Annotated in this window: 21 protein-coding genes; 11 read left to right on the forward strand and 10 right to left on the reverse strand. The window is 72.6% G+C overall.

Going from position 1 to position 22,373, the window contains the following annotated elements; all coding sequences use genetic code 11:
• Window positions 1-3: 3 nt before the first annotated feature.
• The 6 genes from ACZ7D7_RS24750 to ACZ7D7_RS24775 form a co-directional block, all read right to left on the reverse strand.
• Window positions 4-90, reverse strand: coding sequence for a putative leader peptide (locus ACZ7D7_RS24750; protein WP_316731559.1), 87 nt, complete (start codon window positions 88-90; stop codon window positions 4-6).
• 108 nt (window positions 91-198) lie between these two features.
• Complete coding sequence (locus ACZ7D7_RS24755) at window positions 199-1,815, reverse strand: FAD-dependent monooxygenase (protein WP_470827039.1); 1,617 nt, start codon at window positions 1,813-1,815, stop codon at window positions 199-201.
• Between the two features lie 175 nt (window positions 1,816-1,990).
• On the reverse strand, window positions 1,991-2,893 hold the full coding sequence (locus ACZ7D7_RS24760; RefSeq protein WP_470827041.1) for an amino acid ABC transporter permease: 903 nt from the start codon (window positions 2,891-2,893) through the stop codon (window positions 1,991-1,993).
• A complete protein-coding gene (locus tag ACZ7D7_RS24765) occupies window positions 2,890-3,558 on the reverse strand; it encodes an amino acid ABC transporter permease (RefSeq protein WP_470827042.1) in 669 nt (222 codons plus the stop codon). The genes ACZ7D7_RS24760 and ACZ7D7_RS24765 overlap by 4 nt, the downstream gene beginning before the upstream one ends.
• A gap of 132 nt (window positions 3,559-3,690) precedes the next feature.
• Window positions 3,691-4,536: a glutamate ABC transporter substrate-binding protein gene (locus ACZ7D7_RS24770; protein WP_470827043.1), complete on the reverse strand. Its 846-nt coding sequence runs from the start codon at window positions 4,534-4,536 to the stop codon at window positions 3,691-3,693.
• 82 nt (window positions 4,537-4,618) lie between these two features.
• The gene (locus tag ACZ7D7_RS24775; RefSeq protein WP_470827044.1) at window positions 4,619-5,395 is read right to left on the reverse strand and encodes an amino acid ABC transporter ATP-binding protein; all 777 of its coding nucleotides are present in this window, start codon (window positions 5,393-5,395) and stop codon (window positions 4,619-4,621) included.
• A gap of 300 nt (window positions 5,396-5,695) precedes the next feature.
• On the opposite strand from ACZ7D7_RS24775, the gene ACZ7D7_RS24780 reads away from it, so the two are divergent.
• Complete coding sequence (locus tag ACZ7D7_RS24780) at window positions 5,696-6,382, forward strand: response regulator transcription factor (protein WP_470827045.1); 687 nt, start codon at window positions 5,696-5,698, stop codon at window positions 6,380-6,382.
• Window positions 6,383-6,391: 9 nt separating this feature from the next.
• Window positions 6,392-7,798: a HAMP domain-containing sensor histidine kinase gene (locus ACZ7D7_RS24785; RefSeq protein ID WP_470827046.1), complete on the forward strand. Its 1,407-nt coding sequence runs from the start codon at window positions 6,392-6,394 to the stop codon at window positions 7,796-7,798.
• Between the two features lie 16 nt (window positions 7,799-7,814).
• On the opposite strand, the gene ACZ7D7_RS24790 is transcribed toward ACZ7D7_RS24785, so the two are convergent.
• From ACZ7D7_RS24790 to ACZ7D7_RS24800, 3 genes are all read right to left on the reverse strand, one after another.
• Window positions 7,815-8,810 (reverse strand): TAXI family TRAP transporter solute-binding subunit, encoded by a 996-nt coding sequence (locus ACZ7D7_RS24790; RefSeq protein ID WP_470827047.1) that lies wholly within the window; start codon window positions 8,808-8,810, stop codon window positions 7,815-7,817.
• A 609-nt stretch (window positions 8,811-9,419) separates the two neighbouring features.
• Complete coding sequence (locus ACZ7D7_RS24795; RefSeq protein WP_470827049.1) at window positions 9,420-10,646, reverse strand: cation:proton antiporter; 1,227 nt, start codon at window positions 10,644-10,646, stop codon at window positions 9,420-9,422.
• A gap of 4 nt (window positions 10,647-10,650) precedes the next feature.
• Window positions 10,651-11,136: a cation:proton antiporter regulatory subunit gene (locus ACZ7D7_RS24800; RefSeq protein WP_470827050.1), complete on the reverse strand. Its 486-nt coding sequence runs from the start codon at window positions 11,134-11,136 to the stop codon at window positions 10,651-10,653.
• Window positions 11,137-11,248: 112 nt separating this feature from the next.
• Here ACZ7D7_RS24800 and ACZ7D7_RS24805 point away from each other — a divergent pair, with 112 nt between their 5' ends.
• The 4 genes from ACZ7D7_RS24805 to ACZ7D7_RS24820 are packed head-to-tail and all read left to right on the forward strand — an operon-like array spanning window position 11,249 to window position 15,306.
• Window positions 11,249-12,319, forward strand: a complete 1,071-nt coding sequence (locus ACZ7D7_RS24805) for a sensor histidine kinase (RefSeq protein WP_470827051.1) — start codon at window positions 11,249-11,251, stop codon at window positions 12,317-12,319.
• Complete coding sequence (locus tag ACZ7D7_RS24810; protein ID WP_470827052.1) at window positions 12,316-12,969, forward strand: response regulator; 654 nt, start codon at window positions 12,316-12,318, stop codon at window positions 12,967-12,969. Before ACZ7D7_RS24805 ends, ACZ7D7_RS24810 begins: the two co-directional genes overlap by 4 nt.
• A gap of 56 nt (window positions 12,970-13,025) precedes the next feature.
• On the forward strand, window positions 13,026-14,546 hold the full coding sequence (gene miaB, locus ACZ7D7_RS24815) for a tRNA (N6-isopentenyl adenosine(37)-C2)-methylthiotransferase MiaB (RefSeq protein ID WP_470827053.1): 1,521 nt from the start codon (window positions 13,026-13,028) through the stop codon (window positions 14,544-14,546).
• Between the two features lie 43 nt (window positions 14,547-14,589).
• A complete protein-coding gene (locus ACZ7D7_RS24820; RefSeq protein WP_470827054.1) occupies window positions 14,590-15,306 on the forward strand; it encodes a class III extradiol dioxygenase subunit B-like domain-containing protein in 717 nt (238 codons plus the stop codon).
• Window positions 15,307-15,418: 112 nt separating this feature from the next.
• Here ACZ7D7_RS24820 and ACZ7D7_RS24825 read toward each other — a convergent pair whose 3' ends face one another.
• Window positions 15,419-15,715 carry an antitoxin gene (locus tag ACZ7D7_RS24825; protein WP_470827055.1) on the reverse strand — a complete coding sequence of 99 codons (297 nt, stop codon included), beginning with the start codon at window positions 15,713-15,715 and terminating at the stop codon, window positions 15,419-15,421.
• A 129-nt stretch (window positions 15,716-15,844) separates the two neighbouring features.
• On the opposite strand from ACZ7D7_RS24825, the gene miaA reads away from it, so the two are divergent.
• From miaA to ACZ7D7_RS24850, 5 genes are all read left to right on the forward strand, one after another.
• Window positions 15,845-16,783 (forward strand): tRNA (adenosine(37)-N6)-dimethylallyltransferase MiaA, encoded by a 939-nt coding sequence (gene miaA / locus ACZ7D7_RS24830; protein ID WP_470827057.1) that lies wholly within the window; start codon window positions 15,845-15,847, stop codon window positions 16,781-16,783.
• A gap of 107 nt (window positions 16,784-16,890) precedes the next feature.
• Window positions 16,891-17,397, forward strand: a complete 507-nt coding sequence (locus ACZ7D7_RS24835) for a hypothetical protein (RefSeq protein WP_470827289.1) — start codon at window positions 16,891-16,893, stop codon at window positions 17,395-17,397.
• Window positions 17,398-17,456: 59 nt separating this feature from the next.
• On the forward strand, window positions 17,457-18,338 hold the full coding sequence (dapF, locus tag ACZ7D7_RS24840) for a diaminopimelate epimerase (RefSeq protein ID WP_470827058.1): 882 nt from the start codon (window positions 17,457-17,459) through the stop codon (window positions 18,336-18,338).
• A gap of 249 nt (window positions 18,339-18,587) precedes the next feature.
• Window positions 18,588-20,705: a RelA/SpoT family protein gene (locus tag ACZ7D7_RS24845; protein WP_470827059.1), complete on the forward strand. Its 2,118-nt coding sequence runs from the start codon at window positions 18,588-18,590 to the stop codon at window positions 20,703-20,705.
• Window positions 20,706-20,838: 133 nt separating this feature from the next.
• The gene (locus ACZ7D7_RS24850; protein ID WP_470827060.1) at window positions 20,839-22,329 is read left to right on the forward strand and encodes a M1 family metallopeptidase; all 1,491 of its coding nucleotides are present in this window, start codon (window positions 20,839-20,841) and stop codon (window positions 22,327-22,329) included.
• The last annotated feature ends 44 nt before the right edge of the window (window positions 22,330-22,373 follow it).

Consider the following 22,373-nt stretch of genomic DNA (forward strand, 5'->3'; position numbering starts at 1 on the left):
AATTCAGCAGGACGGACGACACACGCAGCCCGCGTAGCGGACGAGGTCCATGTGGACCCTCCGCCACAGGCGCGTAGAGGTGTCGGTCACGGTCGGGAGTACACCACGGCCGCCAGAACCGGTCAACTCGCCGTCACCATGCGGAACGCGGATGCGGAAAGCGGGCCGCGGACGCCGCGGCGACGGCGGGCGCTCACGTCAGCGGGAGCCGGCCGGTGCCTCGGCGTCCGCGTCGGCATCGGCCTCGGCCGCGCCGCCCAGGGCGGCTTCGGCGGCCGCGTACAGGTCGGCCGGGCGGACCCCGCTCAGGGCGGTGACCAGGTGACCGTCGGGACGGACCAGGAGCACCGTGTGGGCGGCCGCGCCCGGATAGCTCTCGGCGACGAGGAGTTCGGCGGTGTGCGGCAGCGCCGTCACCGCGGCCACCAGCCGGGGCATGATGCCGGCCGTCACCCAGTGCTTGCGCTCCCACACGCCCGTGCCCGGCGCGACGAGCACCACGAGCAGCGCGCCGCGCCCGAGCTGGTCCCGCAGCCGCACGAACGTGCCGTCCTCCGCCGTCACCAGCACGTCGGCGACCTGCGCCCCGGGCGGCGTGTCGACCGGCACCTCGCCCTCCAGGTGCCGGGGCGCGAGAGGCGAGTCGGCGTACGTGCCGGGCGCGCCGAGCGCCCCGCGTCCCAGGTGACCGTCGGTGAGCAGCGCGTCGTGGCCGCGGGCCGCGCCGGGCACGAAGGAGCGCAGGCCTCCGGAACCGCCGCGCAGTATCGGCAGGGCCTGGTCGGCGGCGCGCAGCCGGGCGGCGACGGCGCCGCGCCGCTCCTCCTGGTAGCTGTCGAGGAGTGCCTCCTGGGGGCCGTGGTGCCAGGCCAGCGCCAGCTTCCAGGCGAGGTTGTCGGCGTCCCGGAGCCCTTCGTCCAAGCCGTGCGTGCCGAGCGCGCCGAGCAGATGCGCCGCGTCCCCGGCGAGGAAGACCCGGCCGACCCGCCAGCGCCGGGCGAGCCGGTGGTGGACGGTGTGCACCCCGGTGTCGAGCAGCTCGTACGGCGGGGTCGAGCCGCCGGCCCAGCCGGCCAGCGTCTCCCGGACGCGGGTCACCAGCAGCTCGGGCGTGACGAGGTCCTTGCCCGGCGGGAGCAGCCAGTCCAGCCGCCACACCCCGTCGGGAAGCGGGCGGGCGATGATCTCGCCGGCCGACGGGCCGGACGTGCGCCACGGCGGCAGACGGTGCAGCAGGGCCTCGCCGGGCCAGGGGAGTTCGGTGCGCAGGGCGGCGACGGCATGCCGCTCCACGGCCGTGCGGCCGGGGAAGCGGATGTCCTGGAGCTTGCGGACGGTCGAGCGGGGACCGTCGCAGCCGACCAGGTAACTGCCCCGCCACCACGTGCCCTTGGGGCCGCGGGTGTGGGCCGTGACGCCGGAGGCCTCCTGCTCCACACCGTCGACCCTGCTGTCCACGGCGACCCTCACCCGTGACTCGCGTGCGAGGGCCGCGCGCAGGGCGCCGGTCAGCACGTGCTGCGCGATGTGCAGGGGGGCGGGTTCGGTGTCGTCGAAAGAGACCTCGCGCATCACCTGCTTGCGCCGCATCGACCGCCATCCGGCCCAATGGGCGCCGGCCCGCGCGAGCGGCACACCGGTCAGCCGCTCCAGCAGCGCCGCGGTGTCCTCGCGCAGCACGACGGTGCGCGCGGGGCGCGGTTCGTCCTTGCCCGGTCCCTCGTCCAGGACGACGCAGGGCACGTCCTGACGCGCCAGCCCCAGGGCGAGCGTGAGCCCGACGGGCCCCGCTCCGACGACGATCACCGGGTCCACGGCGCGGCGCCCCCTGCCCGCGTGAGTGACCTGAGAGAGCTGGATGAACAGGAAGGTGGAGCAGGGTGCACGATCACAGAACGTATGCAACCCATTGCCGCTGCTTGCGTCAAGTGACGGAGGCAGCGGCGATCATGCCACTGCCTCCGTGCGGGTCATACGGGGTGAGGGAGCGTCAGGGAGCGCCGTCCGTCTTCTGCGGGGCGCCGATCTCCGCCGCGTTCAGCTCCTCGACCTCGTCCGCGCCGACGACCGCGCCCGTGCCGCGCTTGCTCTTGCGCAGCTTGCCCTCCAGCCAGGAGGCGAACGACGTGAGGATGAAGTTGAGCACGATGTAGACGATCGCCACCACGATGAAGCTCTGGATGACGTTCGCGTAGTTGGCCGCGAGGGTGCTGCGCGCGTTCAGCAGCTCGGTGAAGTTGAGCATCACGCCACCCAGCGCGGTGTCCTTCACGATGACCACGAGCTGGCTGACGATGGCCGGCAGCATGGCGGTGACGGCCTGCGGCAGCAGGATCGTCTGCATCGTCTGGCCCTTGCGCAGACCGATGGCGTACGCCGCCTCGGACTGGCCCTTCGGCAGGGAGAGGATGCCGGCCCGGACGACCTCGGCGAGCACCGAGGCGTTGTAGAGCACCAGGCCGGTGACGACCGCGTAGAGCGGCCGGTCGTCGCTGGAGATGTTCGTGTACTCGACGTACACCTGGGCCGCGAACAGCATCAGCAGCAGCACCGGGATGGCGCGGAAGAACTCGACCACGGCCCCGGCGGGGACTCGTACCCAGCGGTGGTCGGACAGGCGGGCGATGCCGAGGACCGCGCCCAGCGGAAGGGCGATGACCACGGCGAGGGCCGCGGCCTTGAGGGTGTTGCCGAGGCCGGGCAGCAGATACGTCGTCCAGGCCTGGGAGGTCGTGAATGGCTCCCACAGGGCCCACCGCAGCTGGCCCTTCTCGTCCATCGTCTGCCAGATCCACCACAGGAACAGGGCGAGCAGGACGAAGAAGGCGACGGAGATGAGCACGTTGCGCCGCTTGGCGCGGGGGCCCGGAGTGTCGTAGAGAACGGAGCTCATCGCTTCACCGCCAGTCGCTTGCTGAGCCAGCCGAAGAACAGGCCCGTGGGAAGGGTCAGCACCACGAACCCGAGGGCGAAGATCGCGCCGATGGCCAGCACCTGGGCCTCGTTCTCGATCATCTCCTTCATCAGGAGTGCGGCCTCGGCGACGCCGATGGCGGCGGCCACGGTGGTGTTCTTGGTCAGGGCGATCAGGACATTGGCCAGCGGGCCGATGACCGATCGGAAGGCCTGCGGCAGCACGATGAGCCGCAGGGTCTGGCTGAAGCTCAGGCCGATCGCGCGGGCCGCCTCGGCCTGGCCGAGAGGCACGGTGTTGATGCCGGAGCGGATCGCCTCGCAGACGAAGGCCGCGGTGTAGGCGACCAGGCTGAACACGGCGAGCCGGAAGCCCAGCGCGTCGAAGTCGTCGGGCACACCCATCGTCATACCGAAGATGTCGGCGAGGCCGAGGGATGAGAAGACGATGATGACCGTCAGCGGGATGTTCCGGACGATGTTGACGTAGGCGGTGCCGAATCCGCGCATCAGCGGGACCGGACTGACCCGCATGGCGGCCAGCACAGTGCCCAGGATCAGGGAGCCGACTGCGGAGAGGACGGTGAGTTTCACCGTCATCCAGAACGCCCCTAGGACGTCGTAGCCTTCAAGAAAGTCGAACACGATCTCCCGCGCTTCCGGGTGTGTGGCGTACGTGGAGGGCGTGGCACGCCGCCGCCCGGGGAGGCGTGGACGGCGGCGTGCCTGTGGAACCCTGCGTTACCTGCCGGATTCCTGCGTCAGCGGAGTTCCGCGCTACTTGACGATCTGGCCGATCTTCGGGGCCGGCTCGTTCTTGTAGTTGGCCGGGCCGAAGTTGTCCTTGACGGCCTTCTCCCACGTGCCGTCGGAAACCATCTTCTCCAGGGCCTTGTTGATCTTGTCGACGGTCGCGGAGTCGCCCTTCTTGACGCCGATGCCGTAGTTCTCGTTGCTGAGCTTGAGCCCGGCGAGCTTGAACTGACCCTTGTACTTGTCCTGCGCGGCGAAGCCCGCGAGGATCGAGTCGTCCGTGGTCAGCGCGTCGACGGCACCGCTCTGGAGGCCGGCGAGGCACTCCGAGTAGCCGCCGTACTCACGCAGCTGCGCCTTCGGGGCGATCGTGTCCTTGACGTTCTGCGCCGAGGTGGAACCGGTCACCGAGCACAGCTTCTTGCCGTTGAGGTCGGTGCCCTTGCTGATGTCCGAGTCCGCCTTGACCAGCAGGTCCTGGTGGGCCAGCAGGTACGGGCCGGCGAAGTCGACCTTCTGCTTGCGCTCGTCGGTGATCGAGTACGTGGCGGCGATGAACTTCACGTCACCGCGCGCCAGCGCGTTCTCGCGGTCGGCGCTCTTGGTCTCGACCCACTCGATCTGGTCTTCCTTGAAGCCGAGCTCCTTGGCGACGTAAGTGGCGACGTCGACGTCGAAGCCGGAGAAGGAACCGTCGGGCTCCTTCAGGCCCAGACCGGGCTGGTCGTACTTGATGCCGATCTTGATCTTGTCGCCGCCGCCCGAGCCGCTGCCCGAGTCGCTGTCCTTGTCCTCGCCACCGCAGGCGGTGGCGGTCAGGGCGAGCGTGAGCGCCACGGCCGTAGCGGCGGTGATGTTGCGGAGCCTCATGGTGAACATCCTTCGGTGTGAGTAACGGATGCGGGCCGTCCGTGACGGTACGGTGCGCTGATCAGTGGTACAGGGTCACCGGTCAGTGATGCAGGATCTTCGACAGGAAATCCTTGGCGCGATCGCTGCGCGGGTTGCTGAAGAATTGGTCGGGCGCAGCCTCCTCGACAATCCGGCCGTCCGCCATGAACACCACGCGGTTTGCCGCCGATCGTGCGAAACCCATCTCGTGGGTGACGACGATCATGGTCATGCCGTCGCGGGCGAGCTGCTGCATGACCTCCAGGACCTCGTTGATCATCTCCGGGTCGAGGGCCGAGGTCGGCTCGTCGAAGAGCATCACCTTCGGGTCCATGGCCAGAGCGCGCGCGATGGCGACGCGCTGCTGCTGGCCGCCGGAGAGCTGCGCCGGGTACTTGTCCGCCTGCGTGGCCACGCCGACGCGGTCGAGCAGCTGACGGGCCTTCGCCTCGGCCTGCTTCCGGTCGGCCCTGCGGACCTTGATCTGGCCCAGCATCACGTTCTCGAGCACCGTCTTGTGCGCGAAGAGGTTGAAGGACTGGAAGACCATGCCGACGTCGGCGCGCAGCCGGGCCAGCGCCTTGCCCTCCTGCGGCAGCGGCTTGCCGTCGATCGCGATCGTGCCGGAGTCGATGGTCTCCAGGCGGTTGATGGTGCGGCACAGCGTGGACTTACCGGACCCGGAGGGCCCGATGACCACGACGACCTCGCCGCGGGCGATTGTCAGATCGATGTCCTGGAGTACGTGCAACGCGCCGAAGTGCTTGTTGACGCTCTTCAGGACGACCAGTTCGCCGGTTGCGGCCACGTCTTCCTTGGCCACCGATACTTCGGTCATCGCTCTCAGGCTCCGTCCTCCTCGGTTTCGGAGGACAGTAGTAACGCACCACGACCAGCGTCATTACATCTGAGGGGAATCTGAGGATCACGATCCGATAGCAATCAGACACGTGTCGTAGCACTTGTGAGCAGCGCGCATATCGGCCCCGTAACGGTAGGTGCCCGCAACCGGAACCCTCTTGACGCCGTCCTCGTCCATCAGCGTGACTGCACACGACGCACGCGTGCGTGTGCTCGCACTGTTCCACCCATCTCTACACCTCAAAATGGTACGGCCGATGAACCGAAAGGGGCCCGGATGAGACTGCTGCTCGTCGAGGACGACAACCACGTCGCCGCAGCTCTGTCCGCGATCCTGGCCCGACACGGCTTCGACGTGACGCACGCGCGCAGTGGTGAGGAGGCCCTCCAGGCGCTCGTGCCCGAGGGCGACGGCTTCGGTGTCGTCCTCCTCGACCTCGGCCTGCCCGACCAGGACGGCTACGAGGTGTGCAGCAAGATCCGCAAGCGCACCGCCACCCCGGTCATCATGGTCACCGCCCGCTCCGACGTCCGCTCCCGCATCCACGGCCTGAACCTCGGCGCCGACGACTACGTCGTGAAGCCCTACGACACCGGGGAGCTCCTCGCCCGCATCCACGCCGTCAGCCGGCGCACCGCGCACGAGGACACGTCGAGCGGCATCGAGACGGCCGTACGGCTCGGCCCCGTGCGGATCGAGCTGCCGACCCGGCAGGTCAGCGTGGACGGCACGGTCGTCCAGCTCACCCGCAAGGAGTTCGACCTCCTCGCGCTGCTCGCCCAGCGGCCCGGCGTCGTGTTCCGCCGGGAGCAGATCATCAGCGAGGTGTGGCGGACCAGCTGGGAGGGGACCGGGCGCACCCTGGAGGTGCACGTCGCGTCGCTGCGCGCCAAGCTGCGCATGCCGGCGCTCATCGAGACCGTACGCGGCGTGGGCTACCGGCTCGTCGCCCCGGGCGCGTAGCGGGCCGGGGTGCGCACGCGACTCCTGCCGCTGCTGATCGTCCTGATGGCGGCCGTGCTGCTGGCCCTCGGCGTGCCGCTCGCCGTCAGCGTCGCCGCCGCGCAGCAGCAGGACGTCGTCGTCGACCGCATCGACGACACCGCGCGGTTCGCGGCCCTCGCGCAGTTCGTCGCCGACGATCCGACGGCCAAGGACGAACGCCTGGACACGCTGAGCCGCGAACTGAGCAGCTACCACCGGGTCTACGGCATCCGGGCCGGAGTGTTCTACCGCACCGACACCCCCATGGCGCACGCCCCGGAGACGTGGTTCCTGCCGCGGTCCGGCGAGGTGCGCGACGCCTTCGAGGAGGCGCTGCTCAGCCGCCGCAGCCACGACCCGGAGCAGGTCTGGCCCTGGCAGCGGCACAGCCTCGTCGTCGCCTCGCCCGTCATCCGGGACGGCGACGTCGTCGCGGTCGTCGTCATCGACTCGCCCACCGGGCCCATGCGTTCGCGCATCCTGCACGGCTGGCTGATCATCGGCGCGGGCGAGGTCACCGCGATGCTGCTGGCGGTCGGCGCGGCGCTGCGGCTGACGGGCTGGGTGCTCCGGCCCGTGCGCGTCCTCGACGCCACGACGCACGACATCGCGACCGGGCGTCTGAAGTCGCGGGTCGCGGCCACCGGGGGGCCGCCGGAACTCCAGCGCCTGGCCCGGTCGTTCAACGAGATGGCGGACAACGTCGAGAACGTGCTGGAGCAGCAGCGCGCCTTCGTCGCCGACGCCTCCCACCAGCTGCGCAACCCGCTCTCGGCGCTGCTGCTGCGCATCGAACTGCTTGCCCTGGAACTGCCGGAGGGCAACGAGGAGATCGCCTCGGTGCAGGCCGAGGGCAAGCGGCTGGCGCGGGTGCTGGACGACCTGCTCGACCTGGCGCTCGCCGAGCACTCCAAGGTGGAGCTGAAGGTCACCGACATCGGCGCGCTGACGGCCGAGCGCGTCGCGGCGTGGGCGCCGACCGCCGAGGCCAAGGGCGTACGGCTGGAGGGCGACTGCCCGGCCACCACGGCCTGGGCCGACCCGGTCACGCTGTCCAGCGCGCTGGACGCGGTCATCGACAACGCGGTGAAGTTCACGCCGAGCGGGGAGAGCGTGCGGGTCACCGTCTCCTCCGTCGCCGAGAGCTCGCGCGTCGTCGTCGCCGACCACGGGCCCGGCCTGACCGACGACGAACTCGCCCGGGTCGGCGACCGCTTCTGGCGCAGCGGCCGGCACCAGAACGTCAAGGGCTCCGGCCTCGGGCTGTCCATCTCGCGCGCGCTGCTCGCGGCGGGCGGCGGCACGATCACCTACGACCACCACGAGCCGCACGGCCTGGAGGTGACGGTCACGGTGCCGCGGACGGCACCGGCGGCACTGTCGCATCGGCCGTGAGGGTCGTGGGAGTGAGTTACGGCTTGACCGAGCGGTAGTAGCGGCGGGCGCCCTCGTGCAGGGGCAGCGGGTCGGTGTAGATCGCGGTGCGCACGTCGACGAGCTGGGCGGAGTGGACGTCCCGGCCGATGCCGTCGCGGCTCTGGATGACGGTCCGGGTCACCCACTCGATGAGGCGGGGGTCGAGGTCGGCGCGGGTGATCAGGACGTTGGACACGGCCATCGTCGGCACGGAGGTGCCGTTCTGGATGACGGGGTACGCGGACTCGGGCATGTTCCGCGCGCGGTAGTAGCGCGTGGCGCCGCCCTGCCGGTGCAGCTTGGCGACGAGTTCGTCCTCGATCGGCACGAAGCGCAGCGCGGACCGTTCGGCCAGCGTGTTCAGACCGTCCGTCGGCAGGCCGCCCGACCAGAAGAACGCGTCGAGGCCCTTGCCGAGCCGCTCCGGGCCGGTGTCGATGCCGTCCGCCTGCGGGGTGATGTCCTTCTCCGGGTCGATGCCCGCCGCGCGCAGCACGCGGTCGGCGATCAGCCGGACGCCCGAGTTGGGCGGCCCTATCGCGACGCGCTTGCCCCGCAGGTCCGCGACCGCGTGGACGTCCGAGCCCGGCGGCACCACGAGCTGCACGTAGTCGTCGTACAGCCGGGCCACGCCGCGCAGTTTCCCGGCGCCGGGGCGGCCGAGCAGACGGTACGTCTCCACCGCGTCGGCCGCCGCGATCGCGAAGTCGGCCTGGCCGGTCGCCACCCGCTTCACGTTCTGCTGCGAACCGGCGCTGGTCAGCAGCCGCACGTTCAGGTCCGGCATGTCCTCGTCCAGTTCGGCCCGCAGCAGCGCGCCGTACTTCTGGTACACGCCGGCGCGCGTGCCGGTGCTCAGCGTCATCGTCCCGCTCGGCGGAGCGTCGCCCAGCGGCAGCAGCCACCACAGCAGCAGCCCGAGGACGACGACACCGGCCGCCCCGGCCTGAAGGGCCCGGCGACCGGCGAAACGGGACACGAGGTTGGACATGCGCGCGATCCTGCCAGCCGGGGCGCGGTGCTGACCAGGGCGGGGGTGGGGGCGCCCACCTGGGCGGGACCCGGTGGGAGGTGGGCCCGGGCCGCGTCGGGTCCCGCTGGACGCCGCGCTGTGCCCACCCGCGCGGACGCCGGGACGCGGACCAGGGCGGGCCGGGTGGGCGGTCGGCGCGGGGCCGAGGCGGGCGCGGCCGACGGGCTGCTGGGACCGGCCGCCGGGCGTGGCCCGTAGCCCGTGCCGCGCACGCGCCGGACGCCGCGTCCCTGCCGGATGCCGTGCTGGGCCGTGGCCCGAAGCGAGGCGCGGACGCCCCGCCGTGTGCGTCCACCGCCCGTGCCTGACGCCGGGACGCGGTGCTGAGCGGGGTGGCGGGCCCGGGCCGAGGCCGGTACGAGCGTGGGGCGGGCCGCCGTGTGTGAGCCCGCGGCCGTACCCCGGCCGTATGTCGTTCCCGTGCCCCGGCCGTATGCCGTCCCGTGCCCCGGCCGTATGCCGTCCCGTGCCCCGGCCGTATGCCGTCCCGTGCCCCGGCCGTATGCCGTCCCGTGCCTTGGCCCTATCCCGTCCCCTGCCCGGTCGGACGCCGTCCCCCCGCCGCCGTCAGTCGTGCGGCGTCGTTCCCGCCGGCTGGGGTGTGCCGTCGGGGGAGGGGTGGGGGGTGTCGTCGCTTCCGCGGCGGTTCGTCCACCACGTTGCCAGAGGCTCCGTGTAGCGGGCCGTCAGGGGGCCCAGGACGACCAGGATCAGGACGTATGCCGTGGCCAGGGGGCCCAGGGACGGCTCGATGCCTGCCGAGACCGCGAGGCCGGCGATCACGATGGAGAACTCGCCGCGCGCCACCAGCGCGCCGCCCGCGCGCCAGCGGCCCTTGACGGAGATGCCGGCGCGGCGGGCCGCCCAGTAGCCGGTCGCGATCTTCGTCGCCGCCGTGACCAGCGCGAGCGCGAGCGCGGGCAGCAGCACCGGCGGGATGCTCGCCGGGTCGGTGTGCAGGCCGAAGAAGACGAAGAACACCGCGGCGAACAGGTCCCGCAGCGGGCTCAGCAGCGTGTGCGCGCCCTCCGCGACCTCCCCGGACAGCGCGATGCCCACCAGGAACGCGCCGACCGCCGCCGACACCTGCAACTGCTGCGCCACGCCCGCGACCAGGATCGTCAGGCCCAGCACCACCAGCAGCAGCTTCTCCGGGTCGTCGCTGGAGACGAACCGCGAGATGACCCGCCCGTAGCGCAGCGCCACGAACAGCACGGCGCTCGCGGCGGCCAGCGCCACGGCCAGGGTCACGCTGCCCGCCAGCAGCCCGGCGCCCGCCACCAGCGCGGTGACGATCGGCAGGTACACCGCCATCGCCAGGTCCTCCAGCACCAGCACGCTGAGGATCACCGGCGTCTCCCGGTTGCCGACCCGCCCCAGATCGCCGAGCACCTTCGCGATGACCCCGGACGACGAGATCCACGTGACGCCCGCCAGCACCACGGCCGCCACCGGGCCCCAGCCCAGCAGCAGGGCCGCCGCCGCGCCCGGCACCGCGTTCAGCGCGCAGTCGACCAGGCCGGACGGATAGTGCGCCTTGAGATTGGAGACGAGGTCGCTCGCCGTGTACTCCAGACCCAGCATGAGCAGCAACAGGATGACGCCGATCTCGGCGCCGGTGGCGATGAACTCCTCGCTCGCGCCGAGCGGCAGCAGCCCGCCCTCCCCGAACGCGAGACCGGCGAGCAGGTACAGCGGGATCGGCGACAGCCGGTAGCGGCCGGCGAACCGGCCGAGCAGACCCAGGGCCAGGATGATCGAACCGAACTCGATGAGCAGGACCGCGGAGTGCACCGGCTCACTCCCGACCGAGGATCGCCGCGGCCGCGTCGACACCCTCGCGCGTGCCGATCACGATGACCGTGTCGCCTCCGGCCAGCCGGAAGTCCGGCGCCGGCGACGGAATCGCCTCGGCCCGCCGCAGCACCGCCACGACCGAGACGCCCGTCTCCGTCCGCATCCGGGTCTCGCCCAGCACGCGCCCGTTCCAGTGCGAGGTCGCCGCGATCTCGATCCGCTCGGCCACCAGCCCGAGGTCGGTGGTGTACAGCAGGCTCGGGCTGTGGTGGGACGGCATCAGCGCGTCGGTCAGCGAACTCGCCTCGGCGGCCGTCAGGTGCAGCGACTGGGCGCACGAGTCCGGGTCGTCGGCCCGGTACAGGTTCACCGTGCGGGTGCCGTCGCGGTGCGCCACCACCGACAGATGGCGGCGTTCCCGGGTGACGAGGTCGTACTGGACCCCGATGCCCGGCAGCGGCGTCGTCCTCAGGCGTGGAGCGGACACGTTTCTTCACCTCGTTCGTCGGCACTTCCGCCAGGTCGGAGGGTCCCGCCCCCCGTCTCCGCGCGCGTCTGCGCGGCCCCGTCATGCTGTCATCCCGCCGTACGGTGGCGACATGGGTGTTGTCACGGATATACGGCACCGGCGGGCCCGGGCCAGGCTGGACGCGGCGGAGCCGTGCGCGGTCGCCGCCGGACCGACCGGAGCCGGAACGGGAAGGGGCGGCAGCGGGACCTTGTCGCTGTTCTGGCGGATCTTCTCCCTCAATGCCACCGGATTGGTCGTCGCCGCCGCGCTGCTGCTCGGCCCGGTCACCGTGTCGACGCCCGTCCTGCCGGGCGAGGCCCTCGTGATCCTCGCCGGGCTCGCCGCGCTGCTGGCCGGCAACGCCGTCGTGCTGCGCGTCGGCCTCGCCCCGCTGAAGCGCCTCGGGCGGGCCATGGCCACCGCCGACCTGCTCCGGCCGGACGCGCCCGCGGTCGCCGCCGGCCCCGCCGAGACGGCCGAGCTGATCACCACGTACAACACGATGCTCGACCGGCTGCGTGCCGAGCGCGCCGCCGGTGCCGCACGCGCCCTGCACGCGCAGGAACGCGAACGCCACCGCGTCGCCCGGGAACTGCACGACGAGGTCGGCCAGACCCTCACCGCCGTGCTCCTCCAGCTCAAACGCGTCGCCGGCCTGGTGCCGGAGGACCTGCGCGAGGAGGTCGGCCAGGCGCAGGAGGCCACCCGCGCGGGTCTCGACGAGGTCCGCCGGATCGCCCGCCGGCTGCGCCCCGCAGTCCTGGAGGAACTCGGCCTGGTCAGCGCGCTGCGCTCGCTGGCGACGGAGTTCACCGGACCCGGCCTGACCGTGCGCCACGACGTGGCCGCCGTGCTGCCCCCGCTGACCGCCGAGGCCGAACTCGTCGTCTACCGCGTCGCCCAGGAGGCCCTGACGAACACCGCGCGGCACGCCGCCGCAGGCCACGCCGAGGTCCGGCTGCGCCCCGTGCCCGGCGGCGTCGAACTCCTCGTCCGCGACGACGGCACCGGCCCCGGCACGGCACCCGAGGGCGCCGGAATCCGCGGCATGCGCGAACGGGCCCTGCTGGCCGGCGCCGCCCTCACCCTCGAACCGGCCCCCGCGCGGGGCACCGACGTACGCCTGCGCGTACCGGCACCGCCCGGAGGCTCCCCATGACGGCACCGATCCGTGTCCTGCTCGCCGACGACCACACCCTCGTACGCCGCGGCGTACGCCTCATCCTGGACGGCGAGCCGGACCTGACGGTCGTCGCCGAGGCCGGGGACGGCGCCGAGGCGGTCGCCCGCGCCCGCGAGACGCAGGTCGACCTGGCCGTCCTGGACATCGCCATGCCCCGCATGACCGGCCTCCAGGCCGCCCGCGAACTGTCCCGCCGGCTGCCGGGCCTGCGCATCCTCGTCCTCACGATGTACGACAACGAGCAGTACTTCTTCGAGGCGCTGCGGGCCGGGGCCTCGGGCTACGTCCTGAAGTCCGTCGCCGACCGCGACCTGGTCGAGGCGTGCCGGGCCGCCGTGCGCGACGAACCGTTCATCTACCCGGGCGCCGAGCGCGCCCTCGTCCGCTCCTACCTGGAGCGGCTGCACCGGGGCGACGGGCTGCCCGAGCGGGCCGTCACCGAGCGCGAGGAGGAGATCCTCAAGCTCGTCGCCGAGGGCCACACCTCGAAGGAGATCGGCGAACTGCTGTTCATCAGCGCCAAGACGGTCGAACGCCACCGCGCCAACCTCCTCCAGAAACTCGGCATGCGCGACCGCCTGGAACTCACCCGCTACGCGATCCGCGCCGGCCTCATCGAGCCCTGAGCGCGGTTGTCCACAGGCGGCCGGACCACTTCCGCGGACCGCCTACTCTTGTGTTCATGAGCAGCATCGACCAGGGCCAGTCAGTGGGCGGCACACGCACGTACGAGGTACGCACCTACGGGTGCCAGATGAACGTCCACGACTCAGAGCGATTGGCCGGTCTGCTGGAGGACGCGGGCTACGTCCGCGCCCCCGAGGGCGCCGACGGCGAGGCCGACGTCGTCGTGTTCAACACGTGCGCCGTCCGGGAGAACGCGGACAACAAGCTGTACGGCAACCTCGGCCACCTCGCCCCCAAGAAGGCGCGGCGCCCCGGCATGCAGATCGCCGTCGGCGGCTGCCTGGCGCAGAAGGACCGCGACACCATCGTCAAGCGCGCCCCCTGGGTCGACGTCGTCTTCGGCACGCACAACATCGGCAAGCTGCCCGTCCTGCTGGAGCGCGCCCGCGTCCAGGAGGAGGCGCAGGTCGAGATCGCCGAGTCCCTGGAGGCGTTCCCGTCGACGCTGCCGACCCGCCGCGAGAGCGCCTACGCGGCCTGGGTCTCCATCTCCGTCGGCTGCAACAACACCTGCACGTTCTGCATCGTCCCGGCCCTGCGCGGCAAGGAGAAGGACCGCCGGCCCGGCGACATCCTCGCCGAGGTCGAGGCCCTGGTCGCCGAGGGCGTCAGCGAGATCACCCTCCTCGGCCAGAACGTGAACGCGTACGGCTCGGACATCGGCGACCGCGAGGCCTTCAGCAAGCTGCTGCGCGCCTGCGGCAGGATCGACGGCCTGGAGCGCGTCCGCTTCACCTCCCCGCACCCGCGCGACTTCACCGACGACGTGATCGCGGCGATGGCCGAGACGCCGAACGTGATGCCCCAGCTGCACATGCCGCTCCAGTCCGGCTCGGACACGGTCCTGAAGGCGATGCGCCGCTCCTACCGCCAGGAGCGCTACCTCGGGATCATCGAGAAGGTGCGGGCCGCGATCCCGCACGCGGCGATCACCACCGACATCATCGTGGGCTTCCCCGGCGAGACCGAGGAGGACTTCGAGCAGACCCTGCACGTCGTGCGGGAGGCCCGCTTCGCGCAGGCGTTCACCTTCCAGTACTCCAAGCGGCCCGGCACCCCGGCGGCCGAGATGGACGGCCAGATCCCCAAGAAGGTCGTCCAGGAGCGGTACGAGCGCCTCGTCGCCCTCCAGGAGGAGATCTCCTGGGAGGAGAACAAGAAGCAGGTCGGCCGCACGCTGGAACTGATGGTCGCCGAGGGCGAGGGCCGCAAGGACGACGCCACGCACCGCCTGTCCGGCCGCGCCCCCGACAACCGCCTGGTGCACTTCACCAAGCCCGACCAGGACGTCCGCCCCGGCGACGTCGTCACCGTCGAGATCACCTACGCCGCCCCGCACCACCTGCTCGCCGAGGGCCCCGTCCTCGACGTGCGCCGCACGCGCGCGGGCGACGCCTGGGAGAAGCGGAACGCCGCGCAGGCGCCCAAGCCGAAGGGCGTCCTGCTGGGTCTGCCCAAGGTGGGCGCGCCCGCCCCGCAGCCGGTCGCCACGGGCAGCGGCTGCGGCTGCGACTGACCGGGCCGCGCACACCGGCACCGCCGGGGTTACGCTGCCGATCATGCTTGTCGCCGCCGCAGTCTGCCCCTGCCCGCCGCTGCTCGTGCCCGAGGTCGCCGCGGGCGCCGCTCCGGAGCTGGACGCCGCGCGCGCCGCGTGCTCGGACGCGCTGGGCGTGCTCGCCGCCGCCCGTCCCGACCGGCTCGTGGTCGTCGCCCCAGGCCGGGGCGAGGCGACCGACCACTGGCCGGAGGGGACGCCGGGCTCCTTCCGGGGCTTCGGCGTGGACCTCGGCGTACGGCTGGGCCGGGGCGACGGCCCGGACGGCGGGCGCGCGCTGCCGGCGTCGCTCGCCGTGGCGGCCTGGCTGCTTCAGCGGTGGTCGGGCGGGCCGGACGTACCCGTCGAGGGCATCGCCGTGGGCGACGCGCTCTCCACTGAGCGGTGCCTGGACGCGGGGCGGGGCGTCGCCGCCGGTGCCGAGCGGGTCGCGCTGCTCGTGATGGGCGACGGCAGCGCGTGCCGCACGCTCAAGGCGCCCGGCTACTTCGACGAGCGGGCGGAGCCCTTCGACGCGGGCATCGCGCGTGCGCTCGGCTCGGCGGACGTCACCGCGCTCGCCGCGCTGGACCCCGTCCTCGCCGGTGAGCTCCAGGCCGCGGGCCGGGCCCCCTGGCAGGTTCTGGCCGGCGCGGCCGAGGGCGCGCGACTGGGCGGGGCGCTGCTGTACGAGGACGCGCCGTACGGGGTGGGGTACTTCGTGGCGGCCTGGTCGTAGGGCTGCCTTCGGCTCACCCGCGACGGCGGAGGGCGGACGGCGGACGGCCGGAGCGTCGTGCGCTCCGGCCGTCCGCCGCGATACCGGTCGTGCCAGTTGTCTCAGTGAGAGTTCAGGAAGTGGGCGGGGGACCGGCCGGGGGCGTCGTGCCGCCCGTGCCGCCCGGCTCACCGGGGCCGCCCGTGCCGCCCTGCGGGGCTTCCTTGTGGGCGAGGCGGTCCATGGCCTCCTTGGCCTTGCCGGAACCCGACTGGATTCCCTTGCTGTACTTGCCCTTGGTCCGCTCGTCCACGGCCTTCGCGGCCTTGTCGATGCCGTGCTGGATCTTGTCGCCGTGCTGCTGCGCGAGCCCGGAGACCTTGCCCTTGGCCGGACCCAGCTTGCCCTTCAGATTGTCCAGGAGACCCATCGTTCACCTTTCACCGGGGGCAGTCATGGGCGCAAAGCCCACATCAGTCGCAACGCTACCTCTGTCAGGAAAATGCCGCGTCGCCCAACTCGTGCGAGTGCGGGCGCCGGGATTTGCGAGACTGGGGCAGTGAGCAGCGCAGCCCCCGCCCCCCGCGTCATCGCCGTCGTCGGACCGACCGCGGCCGGAAAGTCCGATCTGGGTGTGTTCCTGGCCCAACGGCTCGGTGGCGAGGTGATCAACGCCGACTCCATGCAGCTCTACCGGGGCATGGACATCGGCACCGCCAAGCTGACGACCGAGGAGCGCGGCGGCGTCCCGCACCACCTGCTGGACATCTGGGACGTGACGGTGACGGCGTCCGTCGCCGAGTACCAGCGGCTCGCGCGGGAGCGGATCGACGCGCTGCTCGCCGAGGGCCGCTGGCCGGTCCTGGTCGGCGGCTCGGGGCTGTACGTCCGCGGCGCCGTCGACAACCTGGAGTTCCCCGGCACCGACCCCGACGTCCGCGCCCGCCTGGAGGCGGAACTCGTCCTGCGCGGCTCGGGCGCGCTGCACGCCCGCCTGGCCGCCGCCGACCCGGAGGCCGCGCGCGCGATCCTGCCGAGCAACGGCCGCCGCGTCGTCCGCGCCCTCGAGGTGATCGAGATCACCGGCCGCCCCTTCACCGCCAACCTCCCCGGCCACGACGCCGTCTACGACACCCTCCAGATCGGCGTCGACGTGGCCCGCCCCGAACTCGACGAGCGCATCGCCCGCCGGGTCGACCGGATGTGGGAGGCGGGCCTCGTCGACGAGGTGCGCGCACTGGAGGCGCAAGGGCTGCGCGAGGGGCGTACGGCGTCCCGCGCCCTCGGCTACCAGCAGGTCCTCGCGGCGTTCACCGGGGAGTGCACCCTGGAGGAGGCGCGGGCCGAGACCGTGCGTGCCACCAAGCGCTTCGCGCGCCGTCAGGATTCGTGGTTCAGGCGGGATCCGCGGGTGCACTGGTTGAGTGGGGCCGCGGCGGACGTCACGGAACTTCCGCGGCTCGCGCTGTCGTTGGTCGAACGACCGGTTACAGCCTGATCACGTCATGGCATCGGGACGCCCAGGCCGTCATCCCGGCCTTCGGGACCGTGCCATCATCGAGCTTCGATCGACCAAGTGGAGCCGAGTTGGGAGGGCGCGTGGCGATGGAGGCCGGCCCTCGCGACACCGCACAGGACACCGAGCACCTCACCGCTGACCAGGGCGAAAGGGAGCCGGACGGGGCAGAGCTGAGCCCCGACGGACCCGACGACGACACCCCCGGCGGCGTGACGGACGACGGCCCCGCCGCCGACGAGATGTACGCGGGCGGCGACGAGGTCGAGGTCGAGCTGCGCCCCCAGCGCCGCCTGCGGATCTGGCAACTCGCGCCCATCGTCGGCCTGGCCGCGGTCGGCTCGCTGATGTTCGCCTTCCCGCTGGCCTTCGACTTCGGCGACAGCGGCGCCGTGATCGCCATGCTGGGCCTGCTGATCTGCTCCTGCGCGGCCGGCTGGGGCATGATGGCCGCCCGCCGCGTCGGCCACACCTGGCCCGGCCTGCCGCAGCGCGGCTCGGGACGCCGCCCGGACTGGCGGGTCGTCCTCGCCTACGTGCTGGTCGTCGGCGCGGTGGTCGTCCTCGCCGTGTGGCGCGTGGCCCGGCTGCGCTGACCGGCGGCGCCGCCCTCACCCCGTACGACCGGGTTTCCGTCACCCCGTACGATCGAGGAATGAGCACGCGGATCGCCTTCCTCAAGGGGCACGGCACCGAGAACGACTTCGTGATCGTCCCGGACCCCGACAACGCCCTCGACCTGCCGCCCGCCGCCGTCTCCGCCCTGTGCGACCGCCGCGCCGGCATCGGCGGGGACGGGCTGCTGCACGTCGTGCGGTCCGCCGCGCACCCGGAGGCCCGGGAGATGGCGGCCGAGGCCGAGTGGTTCATGGACTACCGCAACGGCGACGGCTCCGTCGCCGAGATGTGCGGCAACGGCGTCCGCGTCTTCGCCCACTACCTCCACCGCGCCGGACACGTGGCCGAGGGCGACCTCGCCGTGGCCACGCGCGGCGGCGTGAAGAAGGTGCACCTCGCCAAGGACGGCGACATCACCGTCGGCATGGGCCGGGCGCTGCTGCCCGAGGGCGACGTCACGGTGAGCGTCGGCGAGCGCAGCTGGCCCGCGCGGAACGTGAACATGGGCAACCCGCACGCGGTCGCCTTCGTGACCGACCTCGCCGACGCCGGGGACCTGCGCACCCCGCCGCCGTTCAGCCCGGCCTCCGCCTATCCGGACGGCGTGAACGTGGAGTTCGTGGTCGACCGCGGCCCCCGGCACGTCGCGCTGCGCGTGCACGAGCGGGGCTCCGGCGAGACGCGGTCCTGCGGCACCGGCGCGTGCGCGGTCGCCGTGGCCGCCGCCCGCCGCGACGGAGCCGACCCGGCCCGCACCGGCACCCCCGTGACGTACACCGTCGACGTGCCCGGCGGGCGGCTGGTGATCACCGAACACCCCGACGGCGAGATCGAGATGACCGGCCCCGCGGTGATCGTCGCCGAGGGCGGGATCGACCCGGAGTGGCTCGCGCGGGCCACCGCCCGGCGAGGAGCCTGACCACGGACAGGCCGGTCGCGACGCCCGACGGCGGACGTTCCGGCATTCCGGGCACGCCGTGCCAAACCGAGGAGCCGGGGACCTTCGCTCGAATGGGTGATCCGTTTCACGCTCGGCGAGAGGCGGTCAACCACGCGTGGTGGGCTCGATAGCATCAAGCACCGGCCCGGACGGGGGACCGACGCCGCCCCCTGAGCCGTGTCCGCCCTGGGGCACCCCGTCCGCCGGTCCACGCAGCCGGAGGTGCCCATGAACGCGGAGGCCGCGAATCCCGCGAGCCCAGGCCCGGTGACGCCGATCGCTGTCGGCGCCGTCACGCCCACGGCGCCGCGCAGAAAGGCCCGCCCCCGGATCGACCTGCGCCGGCTCGGCCGCGCCGCCCTGCTCGGCTCCGCCACCCGCGACCGGCTGCCCGACGCCATCAGCCACGTCGTCGAGGCGCACCGCGCCCACCACCCCGACGCCGACCTCGAACCCCTGCGCCGCGCCTACGTGCTGGCCGAGTCCTCGCACCGCGGACAGATGCGCAAGAGCGGCGAGCCGTACATCACGCACCCCCTCGCGGTCACCCTCATCCTCGCCGAACTCGGCGCCGAGACCACGACGTTGACCGCCTCCCTGCTCCACGACACCGTCGAGGACACGGACGTGACGCTGGATCAGGTCCGCGAGCAGTTCGGCGAGGAGGTCCGCTATCTCGTCGACGGCGTCACGAAGTTGGAGAAGGTCGACTACGGCGCCGCCGCCGAGCCCGAGACCTTCCGCAAGATGCTCGTCGCCACCGGCAACGACGTCCGCGTGATGTCGATCAAACTCGCCGACCGGCTGCACAACATGCGCACCCTCGGCGTGATGCGCCCCGAGAAACAGGCCCGCATCGCCAAGGTGACCCGCGACGTCCTCATCCCGCTCGCCGAACGCCTCGGCGTGCAGGCCCTCAAGACCGAACTCGAGGACCTGGTCTTCGCGATCCTGCACCCCGAGGACTACCAGCACACGCGCGAGTTGATCGTCGGCAACGCCTCCCGCACCGACGACCCCCTCGCCGAGGCCGCCGACGAGGTGCGCGCCGTGCTGCGCGACGCGGACATCGCCGCCGAAGTCCTCATCAGACCCCGGCACTTCGTGTCCGTGCACCGCGTCGCCCGCAAGCGCGGCCGGCTGCGCGGCGCCGACTTCGGGCGGCTGCTGGTGCTGGTGAACGAGGACGCCGACTGCTACGGCGTGCTGGGCGAGCTGCACACGTGTCTGACGCCCGTCGTCTCCGAGTTCAAGGACTTCATCGCCGTACCGAAGTTCAACCTGTACCAGTCGCTGCACACCGCCGTGGCGCGCGAGGACGGCCAGGTCGTCGAGGTCCTCATCCGCACCCACCAGATGCACCGGGTCGCCGAGGCAGGCGTCGTCGCGCTCGGCAACCCGTACGCGCCGCCCTCGGAGGAACAGGACGACGGCGAGCGCGCGGACCCCACCCGCCCCGGCTGGCTCTCCCGCCTCCTCGACTGGCAGCGCGGCGCCCCCGACCCCGACACCTTCTGGTCCACCCTGCGCGAGGACCTCGCGCAGGACCACGAGATCACCGTTTTCCGCCCCGACGGCGGCACCCTCGGCCTGCCCGAGGGCGCGACCTGCGTCGACGCGGCCTACGCGCAGTACGGCGAGGACGCGCACGCGTGCATCGGCGCCCGCGTCAACGGACGCCTCGCCACCCTCAGCACCGTCCTCACCGACGGCGACACCGTGCAGCTCCTGATGGGCCAGGACCCGGCGTCCGAGCCCTCCAGGGAGTGGCTGGAGCACGCCACCACGCCCGCCGCGCGCATCGCCATCCAGCGCTGGCTCGCGGCCCATCCGACGGCCGGTGACACCGAGCACGAGCCGGAGAGAGCACCGGCCGCCCCCCGGCCCGCGGCCGACGGGCCCGCCGCCCGGCCCGCGGCCAGCGCGGTCGTGGACCGGCCCGGCGCGAGCGCACGGCTCGCCGGCTGCTGCACGCCCGTACCGCCCGACGAGGTCACCGGCTTCGCCGTGCGCGGGGGAGCGGTGACCGTGCACCGCGTCGAGTGCGCCGCCGTCGCGCGCATGAAGGACGCGGGACGCCCGGAGATCGGCGTGCGCTGGGGCGACACCGCCGACTGCCGGGTCACGCTGGTCGCCGAATCGTTCGTCCGGCCCCACCTGCTCGCCGACCTCACCGAGGCCATGGCCGTCGAGGGCGCCGAGATCGTCTCCGCGACCGTCGAACCGCCCAGCCAGCAGCGGGTGCGGCACACCTACACCGTGCAGCTCCCGGACGCCGCCCGGCTGCCCACCCTCATGCGCGCCATGCGCAACGTCCCCGGCGTCTACGACGTCGGCCGGGCCTAGGGGCCGCGCCACTGGCGCCGGACGACGGCAGCCGGCCCCGGCCGGGGCCCACCGGACGCCCCGGCCGACCCGTTCGGGTGGGCCGGTCGCGCGCCGCCCACGCCACGCGCCGTCGCGCTGATAGCGGTGGGGCATGCTGCACACCCCCCGCCACCCGGCACCGCGCACCCGCCGACGGCGGACGTCCGCGGCGCTCCTCGCCTCCGCCGTCTGCGTCTGCCTCGTCGCCGCGAGCGCCCCCGCCGAGCCGCTCGGCGTCGGCGACCGCCTCTTCCCGCACCTCGGCAACCCCGGCTACGACGTCGCGTCCTACGACCTCGCCCTGACCTACTCCGGCGCCAACGACAAGCCGCTCAAGGCCGTCACCACCATCGACGCCTGGACCACGAGCGCGCTGGACCGCGTCAACCTCGACTTCGCGCACAGCGAGGTCGAGTCCGTGGAGGTCGACGGCGAGCCCGCCACGTACACCAGTGCGGGCGAGGACCTCGTCGTCACGCCGCACGACCCGCTGCCGCGGGGGAGCTGGACGCGGATCACCGTGCGGCACACCAGCGACCCCGTGTACGGCACCGGGCGCGAGGGCGGCTGGGTGCGAACCAAGGACGGCCTCGCCATGGCCAACCAGGCCGACGTCGCCCACCTGGTCTTCCCCTGCAACGACCACCCCTCCGACAAGGCCCAGTTCACCTTCCGGATCACCGCGCCCGACGGCTACACCGCCGTCGCCAACGGGCTGCCCGCCGGCGCCGACCGCTCACGCGGGTCGACCACGTGGACGTACCGCACCCGGCACCCCATGGCCACCGAGCTGGCCCAGGTGTCCATCGGCCGCTCCACTGTGCTGCACCGCACCGGCCCGCACGGCCTGCCCCTGCGGGACGTCGTGCCCACGAAGCACCGCAAGGCGCTGGAGCCGTGGCTGGAGAAGACCCCCGACCAGATCTCCTGGATGGAGGACAAGGTCGGCCGCTACCCCTTCGAGACCTACGGCGTGCTCATGGCGGACGTCTCGACCGGCTTCGAACTGGAGACGCAGACCCTCTCCCTGTTCGAGCGGGAGCTGTTCACCGAGCCCGCCTACCCCGCGTGGTACGTCGAGTCGATCATGGTGCACGAGCTGGCCCACCAGTGGTTCGGCAACAGCGTCAGCCCGCGCACCTGGTCCGACCTGTGGCTCAACGAGGGCCACGCCACGTGGTACGAGGCCCTGTACGCGGAGGAGAAGGCCGACCGGCCGCTCGCCGAGCGGATGAAGGCCGCCTACAGCGCCTCCGACCGCTGGCGCGCCGCCGGCGGACCGCCCGCCGCGATCAAGGCGCCCGACCCCGGCCGCAAGATCAGCATCTTCCGCCCCAACGTCTACGACGGGGCCGCGCTCGTGCTGTACGCGCTGCGCCAGGAGATCGGCCGCCCCGCCTTCGAACGCCTGGAGCGCGCCTGGGTCACCCGACACCAGGACGGCACCGCGAGCACCGCAGACTTCGTCCGGCTGGCCTCCGACATCGCCGGACGCGACCTCGGGGACTTCTTCCAGGGCTGGCTGTACGGCGAGAAGACCCCGCCGATGCCCGGCCACCCCGACTGGAAGAGCGCGGCGCCCGAGAAGGCGGCACCGCAATAAGACGATGACGAGACGGGCCGTGCCGTGCGACCATCGTCAGGTCG

This window comes from Streptomyces sp. NPDC037054, from assembly GCF_055606745.1.